Origin of the sequence: Aureivirga sp. CE67 (genome assembly GCF_015767245.1) — a bacterium.
Taxonomy (GTDB): Bacteria; Bacteroidota; Bacteroidia; order Flavobacteriales; family Flavobacteriaceae; genus Aureivirga.
This window is the reverse complement of record NZ_JADOTV010000003.1, coordinates 99,541-124,360: the sequence shown is the minus strand read 5'-3', so window position 1 is coordinate 124,360 and position 24,820 is coordinate 99,541. Positions and strand designations below refer to the sequence as shown.

Sequence of the window (24,820 nt, the reverse complement as noted above, 5' to 3'; positions counted from 1 at the left end):
AAGAAAAGTTGAAATATGACTATTCTAAAACTAAAAAAATACAACGTGTCAAATTATTTAGAAAATTTAAATCCAGCACAAAAAGAAGCAGTTTTACACAAAGATGGTCCGATGATAATCATAGCAGGAGCCGGATCTGGTAAGACTAGAGTTTTGACTTATAGAATCGCCAATTTAATGCAAAATGGAGTAGATGCTTTTAATATTCTTTCTCTGACCTTTACAAATAAGGCAGCGAAAGAAATGAAAGAGAGAATTTCGAAAGTTGTAGGTTCTGAAGCAAAAAATTTGTGGATGGGAACTTTTCACTCTGTATTTGCTAGAATTTTAAGATCCGAAGCAGATCATTTAGGATATCCATCAAGTTTTACAATTTATGATACACAAGATTCAGTTCGTTTGATTACTTCAATCATCAAAGAAATGAATTTGGATAAAGATAAATATAAGCCAAAACAAGTTTTAGGAAGAATTTCACAATTAAAAAATAGCTTGATTACTGTTAGAGCATATTTTGGAAATTCAGATTTACAAGAAGCAGACATGATGGCAAAAAGACCAAAACTTGGAGAAATTTATCATCAATATGTAGAAAGATGTTTTAAGTCTGGAGCAATGGATTTTGATGATTTATTGTTAAGAACAAACGAACTTCTAACAAGATTTCCGCAAGTTTTGGCAAAGTATCAAGATAGATTTAGATATATTTTGGTAGATGAGTATCAGGATACGAATCATTCGCAGTACTTAATCGTAAGAGCTTTGGCTGATAGATTTAGAAATATTTGTGTAGTAGGAGATGATTCGCAAAGTATCTATGCTTTCCGTGGAGCGAATATTCAGAATATTTTGAATTTCCAAAAAGCATATGATGATGTGAAGATTTATAAATTGGAACAAAACTATCGTTCTTCATCAACGATTGTTGAAGCTGCAAATAGCGTAATTGATAAAAATCAAACGAAGCTAGATAAAACAATTTGGACAGCAAATGATAAAGGGAATTTGGTGAAAGTAATGCGAACGCATTCTGAAAATGAAGAAGGAAGATTTGTAGCCGAAAAGATTTTTGAAACTAAAATGAGAGAGCAATTATCAAATAATGATTTTGCTGTTTTATATAGAACAAACGCACAGTCTCGTGCGATTGAAGATTCTTTAAGAAAGAAAAATATTCCTTATAAAATTTATGGAGGATTGTCTTTTTATCAAAGAAAAGAAATCAAAGATGTTTTAGGTTATTTAAGAGTTTTGATCAATCCTAATGATGAAGAAGCTTTAAAAAGAATTATAAATTATCCAGCTCGTGGAATAGGTCAAACTACGATGGATAAATTAACAGTTGCTGCAAATCATTATAAAAAATCAATTTTTGATATTCTTTTAAATTTAGATAAGGTTGATCTTAAAATAAATAGTGGAACCAAAACGAAGCTTACGAATTTTGCGACAATGATTCAAAGTTTTCAGGTGGAAGCAAAATCTAAAAATGCATTTGATATTGCTGAGCATGTAATTAAGCAAACAAGAATCATTAAAGATATCGAAAGCGAAGGTACTCCAGAAGATGTTGCAAGAGTAGAAAATATTCAAGAGTTACTTAATGGATTAAAAGATTTTATAGATACACAAGAGGAAAAAGGAGAAGATGCTTCCCTTTCATTCTTTTTGGAAGATGTTGCTTTAGCTTCAGATTTGGATTCAGATAAAGAAGATGAGGAACCTAAAGTTTCTTTATTAACAATTCACTTAGCAAAAGGTTTAGAGTTTCCGCATGTGTTTATTGTAGGGCTTGAAGAAAATCTTTTCCCATCTGCAATGAGTATGAATACTAGAAGCGAATTAGAAGAGGAAAGAAGATTGTTTTATGTTGCTTTAACCAGAGCAGAAAAACAAGCTTATTTATCTTATGCGCAATCTAGATTCCGTTGGGGAAAATTAGTAGATGCTGAGCCAAGTAGATTTATCGAAGAAATTGATGAACAATATTTAGAACAATTAGCTCCACCAGTTAATCCAAGAGCAAATCCATTTTTAGATTCAGGATTGTTTGATGATAATACAACAGCTAAAACAGTTCGTTTTAAAAAACCTCAGACAAAAACAAAACCTAATACGGTGAATGTAACGCCTTCACAAAGATTTACACCACCAAAGAACTTAAAGAAGATTTCTTCAGCAGGAGCTTCTGCAAATGGAGGAACTACTCAGATGAATTTAGCAGTAGGAAATGTTGTTTCTCATGAAAGATTTGGAACAGGAACTGTACTTAATATTGAAGGAGCAGGAGGAGATAAAAAAGCAGAAATTAAATTTCCGATAGGAGTGAAGAAGCTTTTATTGAAGTTTGCAAAATTGAAAGTGATTAGCTAATGTTATTTTAAATATAATACATAAAAAAACTGCTTCAAAATGAAGCAGTTTTTTATTTTATTTTTTTGGTTGAGGTTTTTCCTTTTTTTTATTTGGATAATCCGTACCGATAATTTTTCCATTTTTATATCGAGTCCACTTCCCAACTTTTTTATCATCTAGATAATTTCCTCGTTTAATTAAATTACCATTATTATCATAAAAAGAAGCTTCTCCATTTCTCTTTCCATTTTTATAAGTAATAACTTCTACAAGTTTTTTCTTATCCGTATATTTTTTTTGTAGACCTTCTTTCTTTCCTTTTGAAAAACTTGTTTCATCAATGATTACTCCAGTTCGATCATAAGTAATAGAAATTCCATCTAATAAACCATCTTTATAATTTTCTGTAGAAAGAACTTTCAACCCATCTGAAAAATAATAAGTCCAAGTTCCTATTCTATTTTTATAATCCATTTTTCCTTCACTCTTTCTTTTACCAGAAGGGAAGAAAAACATTACTTCAGAAATAGATGAGTTTTCTTCAAATTTTTTCATGATAGAAGGTTTTCCATCTGATTTTTCATCATAAAATAAAAAAACACCTACTTCTTTTCCATGATTAAATTGACCTTCATACCTCACTTGATTATTACTATAAAACTTTTTCCATTTTCCATGTCTTTTTCCATTTTTGTCAAATTGATTTACAGATTGAGCAAATGAAACTACAGAAATAAAGCAAGCTGTTATAAGTGTAATAATTGTATTGTTCTTCATATTTTTTATTTTAATGTATTTATCCATTCCAACAAATCTTTTTTATCCTTGTCTTTTAAAACGGCATTTTTATGTAAAATAGTATAACTTGACATTGGCATTTTGTTTTCCTCAATTACTTCTTTAAGTTCATGAATAGCATGCTCTCTCTGATGTTCATTATATTTTTTCCATTCATCAAAGTTCAAATGTTCCTTCCCTTCATTTACATGATTTGCGATTACCCAAGAAACAGGTGCAATATTATTATACCAAGGATAAACAGTATTGTTCGAGTGACAATCATAACAAGATGTTTTAAGAATACTTTCTATTCTAGGAGGTATATTTTCCAATTTATTAGCAGAAACTTCTTCTGAAACATTTTTACTAGGCCTAATCAATTGAATACCTATTAAAACTACTACTACAATTAAAAATACTTTTTTCATTGTTTAAATTTTGAAAGCGTCAAATATATAAAAGATTTGAGATTCCCTTATTAAATAATAAGCTTTTTAATATTAAAATTATGTAAATAATACATCAATTTTATTTTTAAAACAAAAAAAGACCATCTCAAATTGAGACAGTCTTTTTAAAAAACTTACATCTAAAATAATAAAGTTATTGTTCAATATTATAAAATTGTAGGATTCTATAAATTGTCACTTTAAAAAATTACTCTGAAGCAAATATAAGGAATTTTATTATATAAATTACATAAAACGTTATAAAGTATATTCTGTGTAAACATATAGTTAAAACAATTCATATTTAACAGAAGAGTTAAATAAGTTAAATTATTAAAAATTAGAGTTTTCAGAAAAAACAGTAAACTTTTATAAATTTCATTTTAACATAATATTAACTTTAGTAAAACATTGAAAACATACCATAAAAGCTCATAATACTTTTTAAATGCCATATAATGGTTGTATTTTTAGAATAAACAAACCTTTTTAAGATGAAAACTCTTCAAAAAAGAAAAAAATACATACTTACAAATAACATAGAAATCTTATTTGTTTATTTAACAACCCTTTTTTTATTATTAGCTTTTTTAGGCGAAAATTTTCATTTTAAGCAAACATTATATTTAAATATCCTCACGTATTTTTTTGGTTCTTTTTTTATTTTGAAAGAATCATTTATCAAAATCATTAAAGGAAAGTTTGAAATTGATTTTCTAATGATTGTTGCAGCAATCGGAGCTGCTTTTCTTGGAGATTGGTTAGAAGGTGGTTTTTTACTGTTGTTATTTAGTTTAGGTCATGCTTTAGAACATTATGCCATTCATAAAGCAAAACACACTATTTCTAAGCTTGGAGATTTGCTTCCCAAAAAAGCTTTATTAAAAACTAATAATGGTACGAAGGAAATTGAGGTAAATAAATTAAAAATTGAAGATGTAATTATTGTAAATCCTGATGATAAAATTCCTATTGATGGTGTGGTCATCTCTGGGGAAAGTATGGTGAATCAGGCTGCTATTACCGGAGAAAGTATTCCTGTTCCTAAAAAAGCTTACCCAAATATTCATGAAAATAAACCTTTTGACGCTTTAGATTCAACTTATAAGGTTTTTGGTGGAACTATTAATGAAGATCAAGTTTTAGAAATTAAAGTTTTAAAAGAATATAAAGACACTGTTCTTCAAAAAATGATTTATTTGGTAAAAGAAGCAAATGCTAAAAAATCGAAAGCCCAAATATTTTCTAAAAAAGTAGAGAAGTATTTTGTTCCAATTATTTTAATTTTTGTTGTTCTTTTATGTTTCGCTTTTTTAATTACTAACGAAACTCCAAAAGATAGTATTTATAGAGCAATTTCTGTTTTAATCGCTTCTAGTCCTTGTGCTTTGGCTATTTCTACTCCAAGTGCAGTTCTTAGCGCTATTGCTCGTGCAGCACAAAATAAAGTTTTAATTAAAGGAGGTAGAGCAATTGAAATTCTAGCTAAAGTAAATTCAATTGCATTTGATAAAACCGGAACTCTGACTTATGGAAAACCGAAAGTAACAGATGTTTATGCTTTTAATGGTTTTGAAGAATTAGAAGTTTTATTTTTAGCCAATCAATTAGAAAAAATAAGTAAACATCCTTTAGGTAAAGCGATTTTTAATGAAGTTTCAAAACAAAAAATAGAACCTGCTATTTATGATTTTAAAAATCCTGAACAATTAAAAGGTATTGGTTTAAAAGCTATTTGGGATGAAAAAGAAATTATTTTTGGAAAAGAGAATATTTTAGAAAATAAAACTCAGGCATTAAAAGAATTAATATTTGAACTTAATTCTGAAGGGAAAACAGTTTCCTTCTTAAAATACGATAATGAATGTATTGGTTTGATTGCTTTTAAAGATTTACCAAGAGATAAGTCAAAAGAAACAATTTTAAACCTAAGAAAACTTGGTATCAAATATATTACAATGCTTACGGGAGATTCTCAAATTGTAGGAGCTGAAGTTGCTAAACAAATTTCTATAGAAAGTGTAAAAGGAAATCTTTTACCTTCTGAAAAACTACTTGAAATAAATGAATTAATTAAAAAAAGGAAAACTGTAGCAATGATTGGCGATGGTGTAAATGACGCTCCAGCAATGGCTGCAAGTCATATTGGGGTTGCAATGGGAGCTGCTGGGTCAGAAATTGCTCTTGAAACAGCTGAAGTAGCTTTACTTTCAGATAAAATTGAAAAACTACCTTTTTTACTTTCTTTAAGCAAAAAAGCAAAAGGAATTATCATTCAAAATCTAATTATAAGTTTACTTGTAATTCTTACACTTATTCCACTTGCAGCTTTTGGAATCACAGGGATAGGTTGGACAGTAATCATCCATGAAGGATCTACTGTTTTAGTAGTTTTTAATGCTTTAAGATTATTAAGATTTGAATATAAATAAAAAAACCATCAAATATTAATTTGGTGGTTTTTGAATATTTTGTTGGAATTATTAATTCCAGAAATTTCTTTTCTTATTTAATTCTTGTTCTTGCTTTTTATAAGCTTCTAATTCTTTTACAGGAATTACTTTTAAGAAAGATGGATGTTGCTCAATTGCGTATTCAATTTTTGTAACAATATCATCAATACTTTCATTTTCGTAATCAATCTCTAATGGTTCTTTAATAACCATTGATTGTAAAACACCTTTTTTCTTGATTAATAAACCTTTTTTATCAAAAGATCTTCTAAATCCGTCAATCACAATAGGAATTACGATTGGCTTATGTGTTTTAATGATATGTGCAGTACCTCTACGAATTGGGTTAAATGGTTTTGTTGTTCCTTGCGGGAAAGTAATTACCCATCCATCATCAAGTGCTTTTTTAATGTTTGAAATATCAGACATTTTTACTTGTCTTTTCACATTTTGTCCAGCACTTCTCCATGTTCTATCAATTGAAACGGATCCTGTGTAAGCAAAAATCTTTGGTAATAGACCAGCTTTCATCGTTTCTTTTGCAGCAACATAATATATATTTAATTTTGGATGCCAAATGTATCCAACGTTTTTCAATGAATCTACACGTCCTTTTAAAGAAGCATTAAATACATGAAGCATTGCAGCTACATCAGCAAAATAAGTTTGATGGTTTGCAATGAATAAAACTTTATTAGGTGGTAAATCTCTAATTATTTCCGACCCTTCAATGTGTAACTTGTTAAAACCGTGATATCTTCTATGAGAAATAATTCCTAAAACACGGATTAATACTTTCTTTATAAATAAAACATGACCAAAAGGATTTCTTTTAAAAATAGTCATTTATTTTTGGTTCTTTTACGTTTTTAGACTGCAAATTTACAAAAGAAATATCTATTTATGTAATTTTATAAGATATTTGATTTCATTTAACATCATTGCTGTAGCACCCCAAATTATGTATTCATCTAATTTAAAACAAGGTACACTCATTTTTAGATTATTTTTTGTATTGATTTTTTCTTCTGTAAAATAAGAGTTGTCTAGTAATTTCTCTACAGGAAGCTCAATTATTTGCTCAACTTCATGATTTTTTACAATTTTTAATTCATGATTCACAAATCCTATATATGGACTAACATAAAAATTGCTAGGAGGGATGTAAACTTTAGACATTTTCTTGAATACATGTACATCTTCAATCCCAATTTCTTCAAAAGTTTCTCTGAGCGCAGTTTCTTTGCTATTTAAATCTGAAGGATCTTTTTTTCCTCCAGGAAAGCTGATTTGATTAGAATGCGTACCATTATAAGAAGCTCTTAAAGTTAAAAGAATACAAGCTTCTTTGTTTTTGTTAGGATAAAAAATACACATTACAGCTGCTTTTCTAGCTTGAGAAAAATCGATGTTTGAGTAATCAATATTTTTTCTATTCGCTGGCATCATTTCTAAAAAAGGCTCTTCTGGTGAAAGATTAGCCTTTTCTAATTTTGGTTGTATTTCTAAAAAATGTTTGAAAGTCATTTTATCTTTTTTTATAAAAAGTAGGTAAAGATAAATGATATTTTACAGAAATTACTCTTATAAGGATTACAATAGATATTGTAACTAAATAATTTATGATATATGGATTTTCGTAAGTTTTTAGAAGAAAATATACAGTTCCTCCAATAATACTTGCAGTTGCATAAATTTCTTTTCTTAGTATAATTGGAGTTTCATTGCATAAAAGATCTCTTACGATTCCTCCAAAAGAAGCAGACATTGTTCCGAGTGCAATACAAATAATCGGAGCTAATTTAGCATCAAACCCAAGTTTAACACCAATAATTGTGAACATTCCCAATCCAATAGCATCAAATAAAAAAAGAGATCTACTAAATTTTCCTATTGATTTTCTAAAAATGATAGCAATTAAAGTAGAAACAATAACTACATAAATATAATTCACATTATGTATCCATCCGATAGGATTTCTATCTATCAATACATCTCGAATTGTTCCACCCCCTAAAGCAGTAACAAAAGCAATAATAAATACTCCAAAAGGATCAAATCTTTTCTCAATGGCAAACAAAGCACCTGAGATAGCAAAAGTTGACGTTCCTAAAATCTCTAATATTTCAAAAAAATCCATCTTCTATTTTTTTATGAATATAACTATAAAAATTTACTTTTCATTTTTGTTTAAAAAGCCTGCGAATATAGTTTAAATTCCACTTTTTTTTATTTTTTTTAATAAAAAAGAGCTTCATAAAAGTTCAATTAATCAATAATGTAGAAGAAATATTCCAATTATATTTTTAAATAAAGTATTTTCGCAAAAAAAAATATGTTTACACCAGAATTAAAAAACAATCCGAACGAAGATATTTCGGTAATGGTAAAAGTTTCTAACTACGGAGGAAGCTTTTTATGTGATTGTGGAGATGCTAGTAATCTTACCATAAAAGATTGTCATGAATTAGAAGCTGTTTTCATCAGTCATACACACATTGATCATTTTATAAATTTCGATACATTATTACGCCATCAAATTGGTTTACAAAAAAGAGTAATTATTTGCGGACCTAAAGATATTGCAAAACAAGTACAAGCTAGAATTCTTGGTTATACTTGGAATCTGATTCAAGAAGGAGCAATTATTTATGAAATTCGAGAAATTTTAGATGAAAATACTATAAATGTTTTTGAAATTATTCCACCAGTTTGGGATTTAAAGAAAATTAAAACGATTAAATCTGATGCTATTTTTACAGCTAAAACATTTGATGTGAAGTTTACAATCTTGGATCATAAAACACCTTCTATTTCATATTTATTTAAAGAATTTGATACTGTAAAATTAAATATAAAAGACAGTGGATTTAAAGGGGGAATTTGGGCAAGACAATTAAAAGAGTGTTTTGAAAATAATTTAGATGCTACTGAAATTGAAATCGAAGGAAATAAATATGTAGCCAAAGATCTATATCATTTATTAGAACAAAAAAAAGGGGATTCTTTTGGAATAATCATGGATCATGCTGCAAATGAAGAAAATCATGCTAAAATAGAAGAATTATTTTCTGAAGTAAATACAGTGTTTATAGAAGCTTTTTATAAAGATGAAGACAAAGAAGCTGCAATGTTAAATTATCATAGTTATGCAAGTGCTTCGGGAGAAATAATGAAAAGATGTAAAATCAAAAACCCAATTCCTGTTCATTATTCTAGAAAATATAACACTGAAGAAGTGGAAGAACTTAAAAAGGAATTTGTAAATAGTTTATAAAAAAAAGACCTCTAAAAAAGAGGTCTTTAATTTTTTATTGTTGTTTTTTGATGTAATTCTGAAGAGATTCAATAGAAGAACTAAACGAAAAAACATCATTAATTTTATAGTAATTCTTTTGATCACTTGTTTTAGAATACATATATTTTGCCATTTCTAATTTCCCACTCTCAAAAGTAAAAAGTTCTAACATTTGTAAAACCTGATTCGTATCAAAACAGTTATGGTCAATGATTTGTTTTGCTACTTTCTTCTTCGTATCAGCAAATGATTTTGATTTAATAGAAGCAATTGCAGTGTCAAATTCATCTGCATCCATAGAAGTACAAACATCTTCTTCAACAACCTCTATTACCTCTACAACTTCAATCTTTTCTGGAGCTTCTACTTCATCAACTTGATTTTCAGAATTATGATCGAAATCTTTCATTTCATCAGGAATTTGCGCATAAAGTTTTAAAAAGAAATCTCCACGTTTTTTTCTTTTAATTTTATATACAATTTCTCCCGACTCATCAGGCATTTTAACTTCTTCCTGAAAAGACTTGAATTTTGAATTCTTAAAAATAACCATCAAATTATATTTTCTAAGATTCAAATCATGTACAGTTACTTCTGTAGAAGGATCATCATTTTGTTTGATTCCGTTAATAAACAAAGTAAATTCTTGATTTTTCTTATTAAAAACAGTTAGTTCATAATTTTTTTGAGCAAAAGAAACTACTGAAATTAATAAAGCACAAAGGATTAAAATTTGTTTTTTCATACTATTCTTGTGTTTTGATGTAATCTTGTAAATCTCCAATTGTCATTTCAAACTCAAAAGCATCGTTCACTTTATAATAATTTTCTTTGTCAGTTGTTTTATTATAAGCATATTTTGCAATATCTAATTTTTCATCTTCAAAAGTAAATAATGACATTAAGCTTTTTACTTGTCCAGCATTGAAGCAGTTATTATCAATAATTTGCTTTGCAACTCTTAATTTTGTGTCAGAAAAAGTTTTTGAAGAAATTGATTGTTTTGCTCTATTAAAATCACCAGTTTCTATAGGCTGACAAGAATCTTCTTCTACATATACAACACCTATTTCTTCTGGCTCTGATGTAGTTGTTGTAGTAACTGTTTTGGTAATCGTGATTTCTTCTGAAGATTCATCCTCATCTTCACCATCATTGACATTCACATTTAGACCAAAACTATTATCTCCAATATTTACGCTGATACTTCCAGATTTTCCGTTTCCTTTTTTCTTAGATCCACCAGCTGTAACCGTTTTTGTAGTTGTAGTTACTGAAACAGTATTTGAACTTGGTGTTCTTTCTACAGGAGTGTACTTTACAACACTTTTATCTTCTTTTTGAATTACAGATTCTTGAATTGGAACAGCAGAGAATAATCTCATAACTAATTTTCCATTTCTTTTCTTTTTAATTCGATAAGTGATCTCAGAAGAGTTTTCTGGTAGCCAAAGTGTTTTTTCTAAAGGTTCTTGTTGATTTTCAAAAATAACTTTTACAGCATAGTTTTGCGCTTTCAAATCCGTAACTTTTACGTTTGTTGACGCTTCTTCATTTTGTTTAATTCCATTTAATGTTAACCAAAAATTTTCACCTTCATTTGTATAAACTATTACATTATACTTTTTCTGTGCAAATAGGTTTGCTGAGAAAATAATTGCTAAAACTAGTAATACGTACTTTTTTTTCATTTTTAAAATATTTATTTAGTATTTGTTTGCTGCTTTTCAAACTGTGTGCCATTTTAAATATTACTCAATGAAAATGTTATTTTATTATGATTTAAATATTAGTTTTAACATAAAAATCATCTACCCCATAAAAAAACATTTAAAACATAAAGCATTAAAATTTAGTAGCTTAAAAAGCGATACCAAAAGTATTAAAAAACTTAATGTATCTATTAGAATCTTTTCAATTTACATTAATTATAAATAGAGAAATAATTAAATAGCTAATAGATTTAAAAATATTTATCAGAAATTATTACAAATAAAAAGGACTAACTCAAATATGAATTAGTCCTTTATAATTTAAACTTTATTTTGTTTTAAGAAGCTGAATTGTACTTACTAGCTAATCCTTGTAAGTTTTGCTCCCATTTAGTTTCTAATTGCTCAATAGCAGTAGTTTTTTCAAGAACTTCTCCTTGATTTCCATTTTTTAAAGAAGTTAATTTATCTTGAATTTCTTGGTGAGAATACATTTCCATGTAAGTTTTAGAATATTTTGAGAATAAAGATTTCAATTGTCTCTTTCCTTGTCCATAAAAAGTTTCTTTAAACTTACTTTGTACAGTATTTTTAACAGATTTAATCGTAGACTCATATTGCTCTTGGTAAACCATCTCTACTAACTCTCTAGTATCTTTTTCATATTGAGTTGGTTCTTGAGCAAATGCTCCTAAAGTGAATACTGAAAATAATAAAGTAAAAATAAAATTCTTCATAGTTTAATAGTTAAATTAGATTTATATAAAAACTGGTTTAGTAAGATAACTAAACCAGTTTAATTTTAAAACGGCAATTTAAAATTTTTGTTTAAAAAATAGCATTATTTTACTATTTTTTTTGATTTATTGAAATAAAGGTAAATCTTTCATTAAATCATTTACTTTATTAGAAACGCTTTCAATTACCTCTGTATTGTCTACATTTGATAAAACTTCATCCATTAAAGCAACAACTGTTTCCATATCAGACTCTTTTAATCCACGAGTTGTAACTGCTGCTACACCAACACGAATTCCAGAAGTTACCATTGGAGATTCTGTGTCAAAAGGAACCATGTTTTTATTTACAGTAATATCTGCTTGAACTAAAGCTTCTTCACCTTGTTTTCCTGTTAAATTTTTATTTCTTAGGTCAATTAACACCATATGGTTGTCAGTTCCTCCAGAAATTAACTCATATCCTCTCTTAACGAAAGCCTCCGCCATAGCAGCTGCGTTTTTCTTTACTTGAACTTGATAGTGTAAGAATTCATCCGTTAAAGCTTCTCCAAAAGCAACTGCTTTAGCTGCGATTACATGCTCTAAAGGTCCTCCTTGTGTTCCTGGGAAAACTGCAGAGTTAATTAAAGCAGACATTTTCTTTAATTTTCCGCTTTTCCATTTTTGTCCAAATGGGTTTTCGAAATCTTTACCAATCATGATAATTCCTCCTCTTGGACCTCTTAATGTTTTATGAGTAGTTGTTGTTACAACATGACAATGTGGAAGAGGATCAGAAAGTAATCCTTTTGCGATTAATCCTGCTGGGTGCGAAATATCTGCCATTAAAATAGCTCCAACCGAATCAGCGATTTCTCTAAAACGAGCAAAATCCATATCTCTAGAATAAGCAGAAGCTCCAGCAATAATTAATTGTGGTTTTTCTTCTTTTGCAATTCTTTCAATCTCGTCATAGTTTAATCTTCCAGTTTCTTTATCTACACCATAGAATACATTCTCGTATAATTTTCCAGAGAAATTCACTGGCGAACCATGAGTTAAATGCCCTCCGTGTGATAAATCAAACCCTAAAACTTTATCTCCAGGTTTTAAAACTGCAAGATAAACAGCAGCATTTGCTTGTGAACCTGAATGAGGTTGTACGTTTACATATTCTGCTCCAAAAAGTTCTTTTGCTCTATCAATTGCAATCTTCTCTACTACATCTACTACTTCACATCCTCCGTAATATCTTTTATCAGGATACCCTTCCGCATATTTATTTGTAAGAACAGATCCCATTGCTGCCATTACTTGATCACTTACAAAGTTCTCAGAAGCAATAAGTTCTAATCCTTCTACTTGTCTGTCTTTTTCGTCTTCTATTAAATCGAATATTATTTTGTCGTGTTGCATGTTTTTTGTTTTTTAAAAGGCTAAAAATTAATTCTCAAATATATTAAAAACTGTACAATCTTTATTCTTATTTAATTCTAAAAATTGAGATTTATTGATAAAAATCAGAAACTTTTTTACCCTTGATTTAGTCTAAAGTTTTAGGAGATTGAAAACTGACTATAAATCAAGAATCTAAATGTTATACTTTTGATAAAATCTTATTTTAATCGTAATCGGGCATACATTTTGTGCTTAATTATTTCTAAAAATAAAATAAAGTCGTATTTGAATTATTAATTTCTTTTACATGAAAAAATATTAAATAATTCTCCATATAAATATTTCAGAAATAAGAAATGTTTTAGGGTTTACTAAGAGGTAAAGTGTTATAAATTAATAAGAATGAATTAAAGAAGGTCGTACAATACTTTACTTCTGTATTTTTTATTAAAATCACTAATCATATAAACTCCACTTTCCGATGAAAAATCTAGTTAAAATAGCTGTAATTGTTCTTTTTACAGTTGTGTCTTGTACAAAAGATGAAATGATCGAAGAAAGAACAGCTGCCACAGAAGAAAATCAACTAAGAAGTACAGAATTTACAAGTAGAGTAGACGGCTCAAAAGTAAATATTCTTGAAGTGAAAGATAATTCCTTTCTAGAACCTACATCTATAGATGCTGCTATAAAAGTTGCTTGGGAATTTGAAAACAACACAGGTTATTTAGAGTTAAACGGTTTTCAGATTTTATTAGGAGATGAAAACTATAATCCTTATAAAAATACAGGAACATTTTTAGGAGGAGCAGATGTAGGAAAAGATACGCGTGAACATTATCTAATTATCTCTACTTATGCTAGAGTGAAATCAATGAAGTTAACTCTTTTCATTATACCAATTACACCACAATTTACGATTTTTACACCAGATGTTTCTTATCAAGGTTTAGCATTAAAGGATAATGAATTCCATTTTAATTATGGAGAAATGGAACTTGAATATGATTGTTCAAAAATTAAAAACCCTGATGAGGTTTGTGAATGTAATTCAGGAATTCCAGATTGGGTTCCGTATAGAGCATATCCAAAAGGTTCTTATGTTCTTTATAATGGTTTAGTTTATGAAAATATAAGTTATGTAAACCTTGGAGTTGTAGATCCTGAGAAAAATCCACTTTGGCAAGAAAGAGGTACTATAGAGGACGAAAATTATCCGATTTTAGAAGAAAACTGTGATTCATATGAAGTTTGGAATCCAGAAAACACATATAATATAGGCGATAAAGTTTTCCATAAAAAAGGAATTTATGAGGTTCATACAAAAACTCATACGAAATTAGCACCTAATGAAGAATATGGATTTAAGTTCTTAGGTGTTTGTAATTGTTCTTAAAACAAACCTATAAAAAAAGCTCTTCAAATAAGAGCTTTTTTTATAGGTTTGTTTAATCATTTATTTATAAGGTTTGGTTGATTTTAAATTATGTTAAAAAACCAATATACTTTCAGGTTTAATTGTTTTATAATTAAAGTATTTTATATTTTTGTTAAAAATATGATTTTTGTCAGAGTTTTGTAAGCATGATGTTAAATTAACATATGTTGAATATTTGCTTTATACAAAGATTGAAAAGATAATTTAATGGATTATAATTTTTATAAAACACTAGTGATTCTAGCTGATTTTATTTTAGCTATTGTTATTTTTTTTGGAGTAAAGACAGTTAAAGAAAAAGACACTCCAATAAAATATTATTTAGGGTTTTTATCTTTCTACCTAATAGTTGAGGTAATATCTCTAATTTGTAAGGAATTAAAAATGTCGAATCAATTACTCTTTCCATTTTATATTTCTGGTGAATTCTTTTTTGCATCTCTATTTTTGACTTCTAGTTTTAAATATAATTTAAAAAAATGGATTACTTTATTTTCGATTTTAATTCTTTCTGTTTCTTTTTTAATTTGGGATGTTTATAATTATTCATATATAAATATAGTAAAGGTTTCATCACAATTTTCACTATTAATTATTTCTATAATGAGTTTAGTGGTATTATTAAAAGGAACAGAGAAGAATAAATTATATCGATATAAAAACCTTATTTTAGGTTTATTATTTTATTATTCATTGTCTTTATTAATGTTTTCAGTTTTAAATCAATTGATCAAGAACCCAAGAATATTATATTTACTATGGCCATTAAATATTGTTTTTTTAATCATACTTTATATTGTTTCATTTAATACATTTAGAAAATTATCGAAATAACTTTACATATATATCATTTTGTATTAATTCTATTGTTTTTTTTGATTATAATTGTTTCAATGATTGTGATTTATCATGTTTATATTAAAAGGATAATTGAAGAGAAAAACTTTCAAAAGCAACAAGAATTAATTTTTCAAAACAATTTATTAGAACAAAATATTCAAGTTCAAGAATCAGAAAGGGAACAGATTGCAAAAAGAGTACATGATGATTTGGGAAGTAAAATAAATATTCTTTCTTTATTATTGCAAAATATCAATAATGAAAATATAAAACAAAGTAAAGAACAATTAACAGGTTTAGTAAAGGAGTTATCAAATACATCTCGAAATATTTCGCATACGCTTTATCCTGTTTATTTAGAAAGATTTGGATTGATAGATTCTATAAATGAGGTTCTTTTTAATGTTCAAAATATATTAAAGTTGGATACACATTTTAATGTTTCTACTTGTAGCTATTTTTCAATAGAAGAGGAATTAAATATTTATCGTATTCTTCAAGAATTTATTTCGAATACTATTAAACATTCAGAATCAGAATCAATTATTTATCATTTTAGAGAAACAAATAATTATATTGCCATTCTTATTGGTGATAGTGGAAAAGGAGTTGATGAGGAAATGTTTAAGAAAAAAGGAATGGGAATTAAAAATATAGAAACTAGACTTCAGTATTTAAAAGCTAATTTTAAATGGAAAACTAAAAAAAATAGCGGTTTAAAACTGATGTATTTAATACAAAAATAAAGCATGAAAATAGCATTAATAGATGATGAAATAATGTATGTGCAAGCATTGAAATTATTATTGTCTTCTGATTTTAAAGAGAAAGATATTTACATTTTTTCTAAACCAAGTGATTATTTAAATCATTCTGAGATAGAAAATTTTGATGTAGTTGTTACAGATTTACAAATGAAACCAATAGATGGATTTCAGCTTGTGGAAATTATTAAAGAAAGAGATATAAAAAGCCATATAATAATTTTATCATCGCATTATAATAATTCAAATTTTAGACAAATGGTAAAAATGGGAGTTTCTTCTTTTATACCAAAAGATGTAGAGAAGAAAGTATTTGTCCAAGCAATAAATGAAGTTTATAAAAAAGGTGTCTACTTTACAGAGCAAGATTGTTTGATGCTTTCAAATTTGGTGAAAAATAAAAATCAACAAAAACAAATTTTTGATGTAAAAGAGAAATTAACCAAAAGAGAAGTTGAAATTTTAAAATTAATCTGCGATGAAAAAACAAGTCAAGAAATTGCAGATGAAATATTTTTAAGCAAAAGAACAATCGAAAGTCATCGGAAAAATATAATTGCAAAAATTGGCGCAAAGAATACAGCAGGACTTGTTATTTACGCTATAGCAAATGAAATATATACTCCCAATTTAAAGTATCAAATATCCGTATAAATACGGATATTTTTTTTTAAGTAAAAATACAGTTCCTCAAAATTAACTAAATGTACAAATTTGTGATATTCAAATTAGCTTATAATTCAAGTTTAAAAGTCAAAATTAAGTTTACAAATAATAATGTCATTACTTTAAAATACGAATTAAAGGTTTTAAGTTTTTGAGTTAAAAAAATTTCCATTTAAAAGTTTGCAGTCCTCAGGAATCATGTATTTTTTGTAGAAGAAGAAGTTAAAATTCATCTAATACACACTCGAGTTAGTAATAAAATAATGTCAACATGATACTTTTGCTTACTTTTTATTATTGTTTAAATTCTAAATGAAATTGTGGGAGGTTTCTGAAGAAAAAGAAGAATTTGAATTCGAGTTAATTTGAATAATTTTTTATAAAAAAATATCATAGAATAAAAATAAGGTTAGAAAAATTACTCTTTTGTAATATTCAATTCTATGATTCAAGGTTTTTTATAATAAGGTAGAAAAGGGGAAAAACTAGTTCGAAAGAACTAGTTTTTTTATTTATCTAAAAAATTACTTATTTAAAATATGTATTCATTTTTTTCTTCAAACTACCTTTACCATATCCAAACCATTGATCAACAATTTTTCCTTCTTCATCAATTAAACAAAAAGTAGGAAATCCTTTTACTTGATAAGCTATTATCGTTTCAGAATTATGACCTTTTCCATCCCAAAGAGTTTTCCAAGGGAAATTATCTCTTTTATGAGCAGCTTTCATATATTTTTCATTTTCATCACCAGAAAAAGTAACAATTTCGAGATTGTCTTTATAATTCTCTGCTATTTCTTTAAGTTCTGGAACCGACTGAACACATGGCCCACAATAAGCAGTAGAAAAATCAATCAATGTATATTTTTTTGATTTTAAATCTGAGAATGTAATTTCGTTTCCTTCTATATCTTTTGCAGTGAAATCAACATAAGTATCGCCGATATTTACAAGTTTTGTATTTAAAATGGTGTTAATATTTATACCATTTTCACTTTCTTGAATATCTTTAGGAAAATTTTGAAATAGTTTTTTTAGTTCTTCTCTGGATATTTCATCTTTCAAATAATAAAGTTCGTTTATACTTGTATAAGTTTTTGGATTATTTTTAATGAATTGAAGAGTTTTTACTTTTTTTATTGAATCAATTTTATTCAGCTTTGTCATCAAATGATTGTAAATACTATCAATTTTCACAGGATCTATTTCATTGATATTTTTTAATTTTGTAATTAAAATATCAAATTCTTGATTAAGATCTTTTAATAATTGATTTTTTTTATTTTCAATATCATGATATTTAGAACCTTTTACATTAGTTGTATATTGAAAATCTTTTTTAGAACTTTTAATTGTCACATTTTCATTACCAATTAAAATATATTTTAATATAAAGTCAGTAGTTTCATTTGAAGAAGTATTGATGAATAAACCGACAGGTTCTTTTTCTAATTTTCCATCAAATTGAAATTTTTCATTGATTACCATCGCACTATCTAATATCCCCAAATTAGGATTATTTAAAAACAAATAAGTGCTATCTTTTACACCTGAAAGTTCTACATTAATGGTAAACCCTTTTTCTTGTTCATTTTTTTTAAAATTAGCTTCATTACAAGCAATTAAAGTACTTATTACTAAAGCGCTCAAGATTAGTTTTTTCATAGTTTTATTAGTTATTTATTTAATTATTGACAATATTACAAAATAAAATCAGTTAATATAAAAAAATCAACAAACATAATATTATGAGAAAATTATTACCATTATTTTTAGTTTTAACAGCATTAAATCTTTTTGCTCAAAATAAAGAAATTGCTCAGAGATCCATAGAAGTTACAGGAAGTGCAACAATGGAAATTGTACCGGATGAGGTAAGCGTCGAAATTGTTTTAAAGGAATATTTCAAAGAAGAATTTGAAGGGAAAAAAGTGAAACGATTTAAAACAAAAGTTAATATAGAAACTCTTGAAAATGAATTATTTCAAAATCTTAAAAATAAAGGTGTAAAAAATGATGAGATTGTTATTTCTGCTTTATTAGATTTTGGTAGCTATAAAGGGAAAGAAACACTTATCGGAAAATCATACATTATTACTTTAAATAGTTTTAAGAAAGCAAATGATTTAATAAAAGGGTTGAATTTTAAAGGATTAGAGGATATCAGAATTTCAGGTTATGATCATTCAAAAATTACAGAATATAGAAAGCAAACAAAAATCAATGCGATAAAAGCAGCAAGAGATAAAGCACAATATTTATTAGAAGCGATTGGAAGTAAATTAGGAAAACCAATTGAAATTAAAGAAGATGTAGATACAGGATATGATTGGAATACTACTTCTAGATCAAATATAATAAGTTCTAATAATAGTAATTCTTATGCTGGATATAGTTATGCAAAACCAAGTTCTAAATCCAAATTCGCCCAATCTAAAAAGATTGTTTTGAGATATGAAATTTATGCGCTTTTTGAGATAGAATAAAATTAAATCCCTCCAAAATAGGAGGGATTCTTTTTTAATTTAAATATTTTCCAAGTCTTCTTTTTAACATACCATCACTATATCCTATCCATTTGTCAATTATTTTCTCATTATCATCAATTAAAACATAAGTCGGATATCCTGTAATTTGATATTTAACTAGAACCTCACTTTTTCTTCCTTTTCCATCCCAGAGACTTAACCAAGTAATGGAATCTTTTTTTATTCTATTTTTCCATACTTTTTTGTCACTATCTACAGAGAAAGAAATCATTTTTAAAATATCTGAATATTCAGAATTTAATTTTTTCATTTCTGGAATAGACTTCTTACAAGGACCACAATTTGCCGCAGTAAATTTTAGAAGAGTATATTTTTGCTGAACTAAATCTGAAAACTTTACCTTTTTCCCAAAGTTATCTTTAGCTTCAAAATCCGCATAATCATTTCCAATTTCTAAAAGATCAAAATTTAAATAATTTCGAATCTTGATAGCATGTTCACTTTCTTTTATTTCTTCTGGAAATTGTTTATATATATCGTTAAGTAGATCTTTAGAAAAATCTTCTTTTATATAACCTAAACGAATCATAGCATAATAATTGTCCGTATTGTTCTTTATATAATTTAGATTTTTAACTTCTCTTTCAGCTCTTAAATTATCTATTTCATTCCAGATTGAATTTTTTAAAGTATCATAAGCTAAAGGATCGTAAACTGGTAAAAATTTCCATTTAAAAGTTAGTGAGTCAATTATTTTATCATAAGGATTCATGATTTTTTGATAATCACTCATATTTTTATGAAATTCAGAACCTGTAACGTTTGTAGAGTATTCGAAATTATCTAGATTACTTTTTATAGTTACATTTTCATTACCAACTAAAATATATTTACTAATAAAAAAATCAGAAAATTTTGTGTTAGCATTAATATTTTCAATTGAAAATCTTCCTCTATTTCCACTACTTATTTTTAAGTATTTTGGTTCTGAATCAAATTTTCCAGAAAAGTTGAATTTTCCATCAATAATATAAGTACTATCAATCTTTAATTCATTTTCTTCCAAATAAATTATAGTACTGTCTTTAGCTTCCGCATTTTTAAGTTCTACAGAAATTGAATATTCTTTCCCCTTCGGATTTTTTTTAGAATTATTTTCATTACAAGAAACAATAACAATGGATAATAAAACGTAGAGTAATAATTTTTTCATAGTAATATTATTGAATGTATTTATTTAGTTTTTTCTTTAACTTCCCATCACTATAACCTGACCATTTTTCTACTATCTGATTATTTTCATCAATTAAAATAAAAGTTGGGTATGCTGTAACTTGATTTTGAATAACAGTTTTACTTTTTGAACCTTTTCCATCCCAAAGATTTAACCAAGTTGGAGAATCTCTTTGAATACTTTTTTTCCAATCTTTTTCATTTTTATCAGCAGAAAAAGTGAAAACGTTTAATTTATTTTCATAGGTTTTTACAATTTCTTTCAGCTCTGGAATAGATTTTACACAAGCACCACAATTTAAAGTTGAAAAATCAATAAGTGTATATTTTTCTTTTCTAAATCGTAGAATTGTATTGTATTTCCAAATTGATCTTGCGCTGTAAAATCTGAAAATGAATTATCATAAGTTGGTTTAATGCCTATATAAGTTCTTACTTTTTCAGCAAAGTCGCTTTCTTGTATTTCTTTAGGAAATTGGTCAAAAAGTTCTTTCGCTTTCTCTTGTTGAAAATTTTGAATTAAATAGCTCAATTCAATCATTCCAGTATAATTATCTGTATTCTCTTTAATAAACTGCATTCTTTTATCCTGCACTTCCTCTTTTATAGCATCCATTCGATTGGTTATAAAAGATTTTAAACTATCACTGTATTCTATAAAACCACCAGACATCAGCTGATATTTCCAAAAAAGAGCACTTCTTTCATTATTTAATTTTCCAATACTCTTTATTTTTTTATTATAAGAATCATTGTATTTAGAGCCTTTTGCATTAATTGTCATGTCAAAATTTTCTTTTGTAGCATCTATTATTATGTGTTCATTACCAATTAAAATAGCTTTGCTAATTGCTAAATCGGTAGTTCTAGTGTCTTTGTTTATCTTATCAAAGTCTAAATTGAAATTTGTAGAAATATTTAAAAACTTAGGTTCCGAATCGAATTTTCCAGAAAAGCTAAATTTTTCATCTATTACATAAGCGCTATCAATTGTAGTTGCATGATTTATATCTTTAAGATACATAAGAGTACTATCTTTTAATCCAGATACTTTTGCTTCTATTTTAAAACCTTTATTTTTTCTATGATTTTGAGTTTCCGTACAAGAAATAATAACAATGGATACTAAAACGAAGAGTATTAATTTTTTCATATAAGTTTGTTTTTTTGAAATACAATTATAGTTAAAATATTGATATTAACATAAATATAAAATTGTATATTGGCTTTATTTAAAAATATACTATGATAGTTGAGGTTTTAATTTTATTAATAAGTATTGTTAATTCTCTAATTTGGATTAATTATTTTAAAACAATAGATATTTATGAAAAGGAAAAATGGATAACACTTCTTTCCGCATTTGGGTTAGGAATTTCTTTAATAGGTTTAATTTGGGTATATGATGTTTATTTATCTGAAGCCACAATTGATTTTATAAATACACAACTCGTAAAAATAACGGGAACAGAAAAAAAAGAAATGATCTTTTCCTCAGAATATTATTCTATAGAACCACAAACAATTGAAATTGAAGTTTCCAAAAAATCACCTTTATTAGATTTGTTCAAATATGTTTTTGAAGAATTTGTTTTACGAATAATTCTAGTATTTATAGTTTTTCATTTTTTTAGATTATTATTTAAAAAACAATTAAACGAACCTTTAGATTATATCATTTCTGGAGTTTTAATTGGTGTAGGTTTTTTCAATGCAGAGTTTTTCTTGATTGCAAGAAATATAAAGTCACAAGCAATTTTCACTTTAGATACTTATTTTATTTATGAAAGTGTAATCTTTTTATCTAGTTCAGCTTTGATTGCTTATGCGTTTGTACTATATAAATACAAAACAAAAAACATTTTATTATTTCCTTTATATTTTATTTTTTCAATTGTTTTATATAGTCTTTATCCGGTAGTTGTTTTTTTAAATGATTTTATATTCTTACCATTTTGGCCTTTATTTCAGGCTATTTATGTGCTTTTTTGTATTTCTGTTTTTTCTACAATTATTAATAACTCTCTAAATAATAGTCCGTTTTTTGATAAAAAGAAAATCCTAAACTCTAAGAGAATAAGGAACCAACTTTTATACATGTTTGGAACTTTGTTTTTTCTTCAATTATTATTAAATGCTGAGATTGAAAACTTAAAATTATCTGTTCATTATCTTGTAATTATTATTCAATCTACAGGTTTTGTTGCTTTTGTTAGTGTTGTCGTTTTGAGTTATTATAAATTAATTCAAGGAAAATGGTATCCAATTCGATTAGAAATTCCAATCTATAAACCAGGTAAAAAAAATATTGCAATTAAAGGTTTTTCTAGAAATGAAAGTGATTTTATTCCTTTCTATGATACAGAGTTTAAAATGTTAGATGTAAGTCAAAATTCAGATTTTCTATCGAATCAGAAATTTAGAATTCTTCAAAAACTATATTTTAAAGGAGATGAATTAGGGTTTTTAGCTGAAAGTGTAAATGATGCTGATAACGAAAAAATCATTTTATATCCAAAATTAGATGGAGTTATCACTATGGAAAATAAATATCCAATTGTAGGGATTTACTATTTCGACGAATCAAATGATTTAAGCAAACATATTTTAAAAATTAAACACTTTCAGTTTCATGGCTGGAAAAAAATGATTCCTATAGAAAAGGAAGCTTTAGTTTTTAATTAGAAATTATCACATTTGATTTTGTTTAAAAAAATAGATTATCAAATTCCCCTCTCGAGAGGGGCTAGGGGTGTGTTTTAAATTACATAAAACATTCTCATAAGAATTATTTGTAAATATGTTTATTAAGTAATTTTTTTATATTGCATTAAAAAAGATATGATATTGTTTTTGATTGCTATTGCTTTAGCTAGTATTTTCTTATGGGTGAATTATTTTAGAACTATAGATATTTTTGAAAAAGATTCCATTTTAGATACTATTATTTCTTTGCTTATCGGTATTTCGTTGGTGTTTGTGATCTTTTTATATGATCAATATTTGTATGTACAATTTGAAGGAACTAATAAATTTCTACATTTTGTTGAATTTTTGATAAATGATGCTTTATTAAAAACAATATTGTTATTTGGTGCTTTTTACCTTTTGAATAAATACAATAAGAAAGTAATCAAAGAACCAATTGATCAAATAATGCATGCGAGTTTGATTTCAGTTGGTCTTTTTAATGTCGATTTTCTTTTAAAATCATTGCAATTTACTTCAACAGATTTATTTAGTATAGATTCTATTTTTACGATGGATTTGTGTACAAATGTTTGTGCTACTGCAATTTTCACTTATGGATTTGTCTTAAAAGAATATAAGAAACCAGCTAACAAAAATTACGTAGCAATATTTCTTGGATTATCTTTTATTTATAGAGCAGGCTATCTTTATTTTAAAGAAATTGATTATTTAATAGGTTTTCCTTCTTCATTTTCGCTGATGAGTTTGCTGTTTTTTATTTTTACAATGCCAATTCTAAGGATTATTATTAATAATAGTTTAAACCAAAGTCCATTTTTTTCTTTTAAAAAGACAATCAATAGTAGAAAAGTTAGGACACAAATGTTGCTTAATTTTACCTTAATTTTTTTGCTTCAAAATATCTTAATTATCAGAGAAACTAGTTTTGAAGATTCTTATTTTTATCTAATGATTATTTTGTTCTTTACTGGTTATGCTGCAGCGATCACTTCGTTTAGTCTTAATGATTTTAAGCTGATTCAGGGAAAATGGCTTTCATTTAAATTAAAATTTCCGATTTACAGAAGAAAACAGGGAAATCTCGGAATTAGAGGTTTTTCTGGAGAAGAAAGTTATTTTATTCCTTTTTATGAAGAGAATTTCTTTTTATGTGATATCAACCAAAATATATCACAACTAGGAGGTAACCAAGTTCCTACAAGGATTATTCAAAAAATATATTTCGAAGGTGATGAATTAGGATTTTTAGCTGAGGTTCAAGAAGAGTTTAAGCAAAGAAAAGTTATACTTTATCCAAAACTAGACGGCGTTTCAATCATGGAAAATAAATATCCAATCGTAAATGTTTATAGTTTAAATCAGAATTTAGATTTCACAAAAGATAATTATGATTTAGATGATTTTATATTTCTTTATCCGCAGAAAATGGTTCCTATGGAAAAGGAAGTTTTAGTTCTAAATTAAAATAACATTTAAGTTAAAAAGGAATGAATTATTAAATTTACTAATAG

The 24,820-nt window shown here is 26.7% G+C and carries 23 protein-coding genes; 10 read left to right on the top strand and 13 right to left on the bottom strand.

Annotated elements, in window-relative coordinates:
• The first annotated feature begins 45 nt into the window (after positions 1–45).
• Positions 46–2,373: an ATP-dependent helicase gene (locus tag I0K12_RS06435; protein WP_196886327.1), complete on the top strand. Its 2,328-nt coding sequence runs from the start codon at positions 46–48 to the stop codon at positions 2,371–2,373.
• Between the two features lie 57 nt (positions 2,374–2,430).
• Here I0K12_RS06435 and I0K12_RS06430 read toward each other — a convergent pair whose 3' ends face one another.
• Positions 2,431–3,132 carry a toxin-antitoxin system YwqK family antitoxin gene (locus tag I0K12_RS06430; protein WP_196886325.1) on the bottom strand — a complete coding sequence of 234 codons (702 nt, stop codon included), beginning with the start codon at positions 3,130–3,132 and terminating at the stop codon, positions 2,431–2,433.
• 5 nt (positions 3,133–3,137) lie between these two features.
• Positions 3,138–3,563, bottom strand: coding sequence for a heme-binding domain-containing protein (locus I0K12_RS06425; RefSeq protein WP_196886323.1), 426 nt, complete (start codon positions 3,561–3,563; stop codon positions 3,138–3,140).
• 740 nt (positions 3,564–4,303) lie between these two features.
• Between I0K12_RS06425 and I0K12_RS06420 the strand changes: the two genes are divergently transcribed.
• Positions 4,304–6,016 (top strand): heavy metal translocating P-type ATPase, encoded by a 1,713-nt coding sequence (locus I0K12_RS06420; protein ID WP_231372714.1) that lies wholly within the window; start codon positions 4,304–4,306, stop codon positions 6,014–6,016.
• 51 nt (positions 6,017–6,067) lie between these two features.
• On the opposite strand, the gene I0K12_RS06415 is transcribed toward I0K12_RS06420, so the two are convergent.
• The 3 genes from I0K12_RS06415 to I0K12_RS06405 are packed head-to-tail and all read right to left on the bottom strand — an operon-like array spanning position 6,068 to position 8,177.
• Entirely contained in the window at positions 6,068–6,883 is an 816-nt protein-coding gene (locus I0K12_RS06415) for a lysophospholipid acyltransferase family protein (RefSeq protein WP_196886319.1), read from the bottom strand.
• A gap of 51 nt (positions 6,884–6,934) precedes the next feature.
• Positions 6,935–7,564, bottom strand: a complete 630-nt coding sequence (locus I0K12_RS06410) for an NUDIX hydrolase (RefSeq protein WP_196886318.1) — start codon at positions 7,562–7,564, stop codon at positions 6,935–6,937.
• 1 nt (position 7,565) lies between these two features.
• A complete protein-coding gene (locus I0K12_RS06405; RefSeq protein ID WP_196886316.1) occupies positions 7,566–8,177 on the bottom strand; it encodes a trimeric intracellular cation channel family protein in 612 nt (203 codons plus the stop codon).
• A 195-nt stretch (positions 8,178–8,372) separates the two neighbouring features.
• On the opposite strand from I0K12_RS06405, the gene I0K12_RS06400 reads away from it, so the two are divergent.
• Positions 8,373–9,314: a peptidase gene (locus I0K12_RS06400; RefSeq protein WP_196886314.1), complete on the top strand. Its 942-nt coding sequence runs from the start codon at positions 8,373–8,375 to the stop codon at positions 9,312–9,314.
• A 34-nt stretch (positions 9,315–9,348) separates the two neighbouring features.
• On the opposite strand, the gene I0K12_RS06395 is transcribed toward I0K12_RS06400, so the two are convergent.
• The 4 genes from I0K12_RS06395 to glyA all read right to left on the bottom strand — a co-directional run bounded on the left by I0K12_RS06395 (position 9,349) and on the right by glyA (position 13,182).
• Positions 9,349–10,080, bottom strand: a complete 732-nt coding sequence (locus I0K12_RS06395) for a DUF4476 domain-containing protein (RefSeq protein ID WP_196886312.1) — start codon at positions 10,078–10,080, stop codon at positions 9,349–9,351.
• 1 nt (position 10,081) lies between these two features.
• The gene (locus I0K12_RS06390; protein WP_196886310.1) at positions 10,082–11,026 is read right to left on the bottom strand and encodes a DUF4476 domain-containing protein; all 945 of its coding nucleotides are present in this window, start codon (positions 11,024–11,026) and stop codon (positions 10,082–10,084) included.
• 359 nt (positions 11,027–11,385) lie between these two features.
• Positions 11,386–11,784 (bottom strand): hypothetical protein, encoded by a 399-nt coding sequence (locus I0K12_RS06385; protein ID WP_196886308.1) that lies wholly within the window; start codon positions 11,782–11,784, stop codon positions 11,386–11,388.
• Between the two features lie 126 nt (positions 11,785–11,910).
• Complete coding sequence (gene glyA, locus I0K12_RS06380) at positions 11,911–13,182, bottom strand: serine hydroxymethyltransferase (RefSeq protein WP_196886306.1); 1,272 nt, start codon at positions 13,180–13,182, stop codon at positions 11,911–11,913.
• A 463-nt stretch (positions 13,183–13,645) separates the two neighbouring features.
• On the opposite strand from glyA, the gene I0K12_RS06375 reads away from it, so the two are divergent.
• From I0K12_RS06375 to I0K12_RS06360, 4 genes are all read left to right on the top strand, one after another.
• Positions 13,646–14,560, top strand: a complete 915-nt coding sequence (locus tag I0K12_RS06375) for a hypothetical protein (protein ID WP_196886304.1) — start codon at positions 13,646–13,648, stop codon at positions 14,558–14,560.
• 249 nt (positions 14,561–14,809) lie between these two features.
• On the top strand, positions 14,810–15,436 hold the full coding sequence (locus tag I0K12_RS06370) for a hypothetical protein (RefSeq protein WP_196886302.1): 627 nt from the start codon (positions 14,810–14,812) through the stop codon (positions 15,434–15,436).
• A 59-nt stretch (positions 15,437–15,495) separates the two neighbouring features.
• A complete protein-coding gene (locus tag I0K12_RS06365) occupies positions 15,496–16,188 on the top strand; it encodes a sensor histidine kinase (protein ID WP_196886300.1) in 693 nt (230 codons plus the stop codon).
• 3 nt (positions 16,189–16,191) lie between these two features.
• Entirely contained in the window at positions 16,192–16,860 is a 669-nt protein-coding gene (locus I0K12_RS06360) for a response regulator transcription factor (protein WP_196886298.1), read from the top strand.
• A gap of 540 nt (positions 16,861–17,400) precedes the next feature.
• On the opposite strand, the gene I0K12_RS06355 is transcribed toward I0K12_RS06360, so the two are convergent.
• A complete protein-coding gene (locus I0K12_RS06355; RefSeq protein WP_196886296.1) occupies positions 17,401–18,540 on the bottom strand; it encodes a thioredoxin-like domain-containing protein in 1,140 nt (379 codons plus the stop codon).
• 83 nt (positions 18,541–18,623) lie between these two features.
• On the opposite strand from I0K12_RS06355, the gene I0K12_RS06350 reads away from it, so the two are divergent.
• Positions 18,624–19,361, top strand: coding sequence for an SIMPL domain-containing protein (locus I0K12_RS06350; protein WP_196886293.1), 738 nt, complete (start codon positions 18,624–18,626; stop codon positions 19,359–19,361).
• Between the two features lie 34 nt (positions 19,362–19,395).
• On the opposite strand, the gene I0K12_RS06345 is transcribed toward I0K12_RS06350, so the two are convergent.
• Genes I0K12_RS06345 through I0K12_RS06335 form a run of 3 tightly spaced genes read right to left on the bottom strand, consistent with a single transcriptional unit; the run spans position 19,396 to position 21,750 of the window.
• Positions 19,396–20,577, bottom strand: coding sequence for a TlpA disulfide reductase family protein (locus tag I0K12_RS06345; RefSeq protein ID WP_196886291.1), 1,182 nt, complete (start codon positions 20,575–20,577; stop codon positions 19,396–19,398).
• Positions 20,578–20,584: 7 nt separating this feature from the next.
• On the bottom strand, positions 20,585–20,914 hold the full coding sequence (locus tag I0K12_RS22215; RefSeq protein WP_410548818.1) for a TlpA family protein disulfide reductase: 330 nt from the start codon (positions 20,912–20,914) through the stop codon (positions 20,585–20,587).
• Complete coding sequence (locus I0K12_RS06335) at positions 20,896–21,750, bottom strand: DUF4369 domain-containing protein (RefSeq protein ID WP_196886289.1); 855 nt, start codon at positions 21,748–21,750, stop codon at positions 20,896–20,898. Before I0K12_RS06335 ends, I0K12_RS22215 begins: the two co-directional genes overlap by 19 nt.
• A 92-nt stretch (positions 21,751–21,842) precedes the next feature.
• Between I0K12_RS06335 and I0K12_RS06330 the strand changes: the two genes are divergently transcribed.
• Complete coding sequence (locus I0K12_RS06330; RefSeq protein ID WP_196886287.1) at positions 21,843–23,282, top strand: hypothetical protein; 1,440 nt, start codon at positions 21,843–21,845, stop codon at positions 23,280–23,282.
• Between the two features lie 156 nt (positions 23,283–23,438).
• Entirely contained in the window at positions 23,439–24,773 is a 1,335-nt protein-coding gene (locus I0K12_RS06325; protein WP_196886285.1) for a hypothetical protein, read from the top strand.
• Positions 24,774–24,820 lie beyond the last annotated feature (47 nt).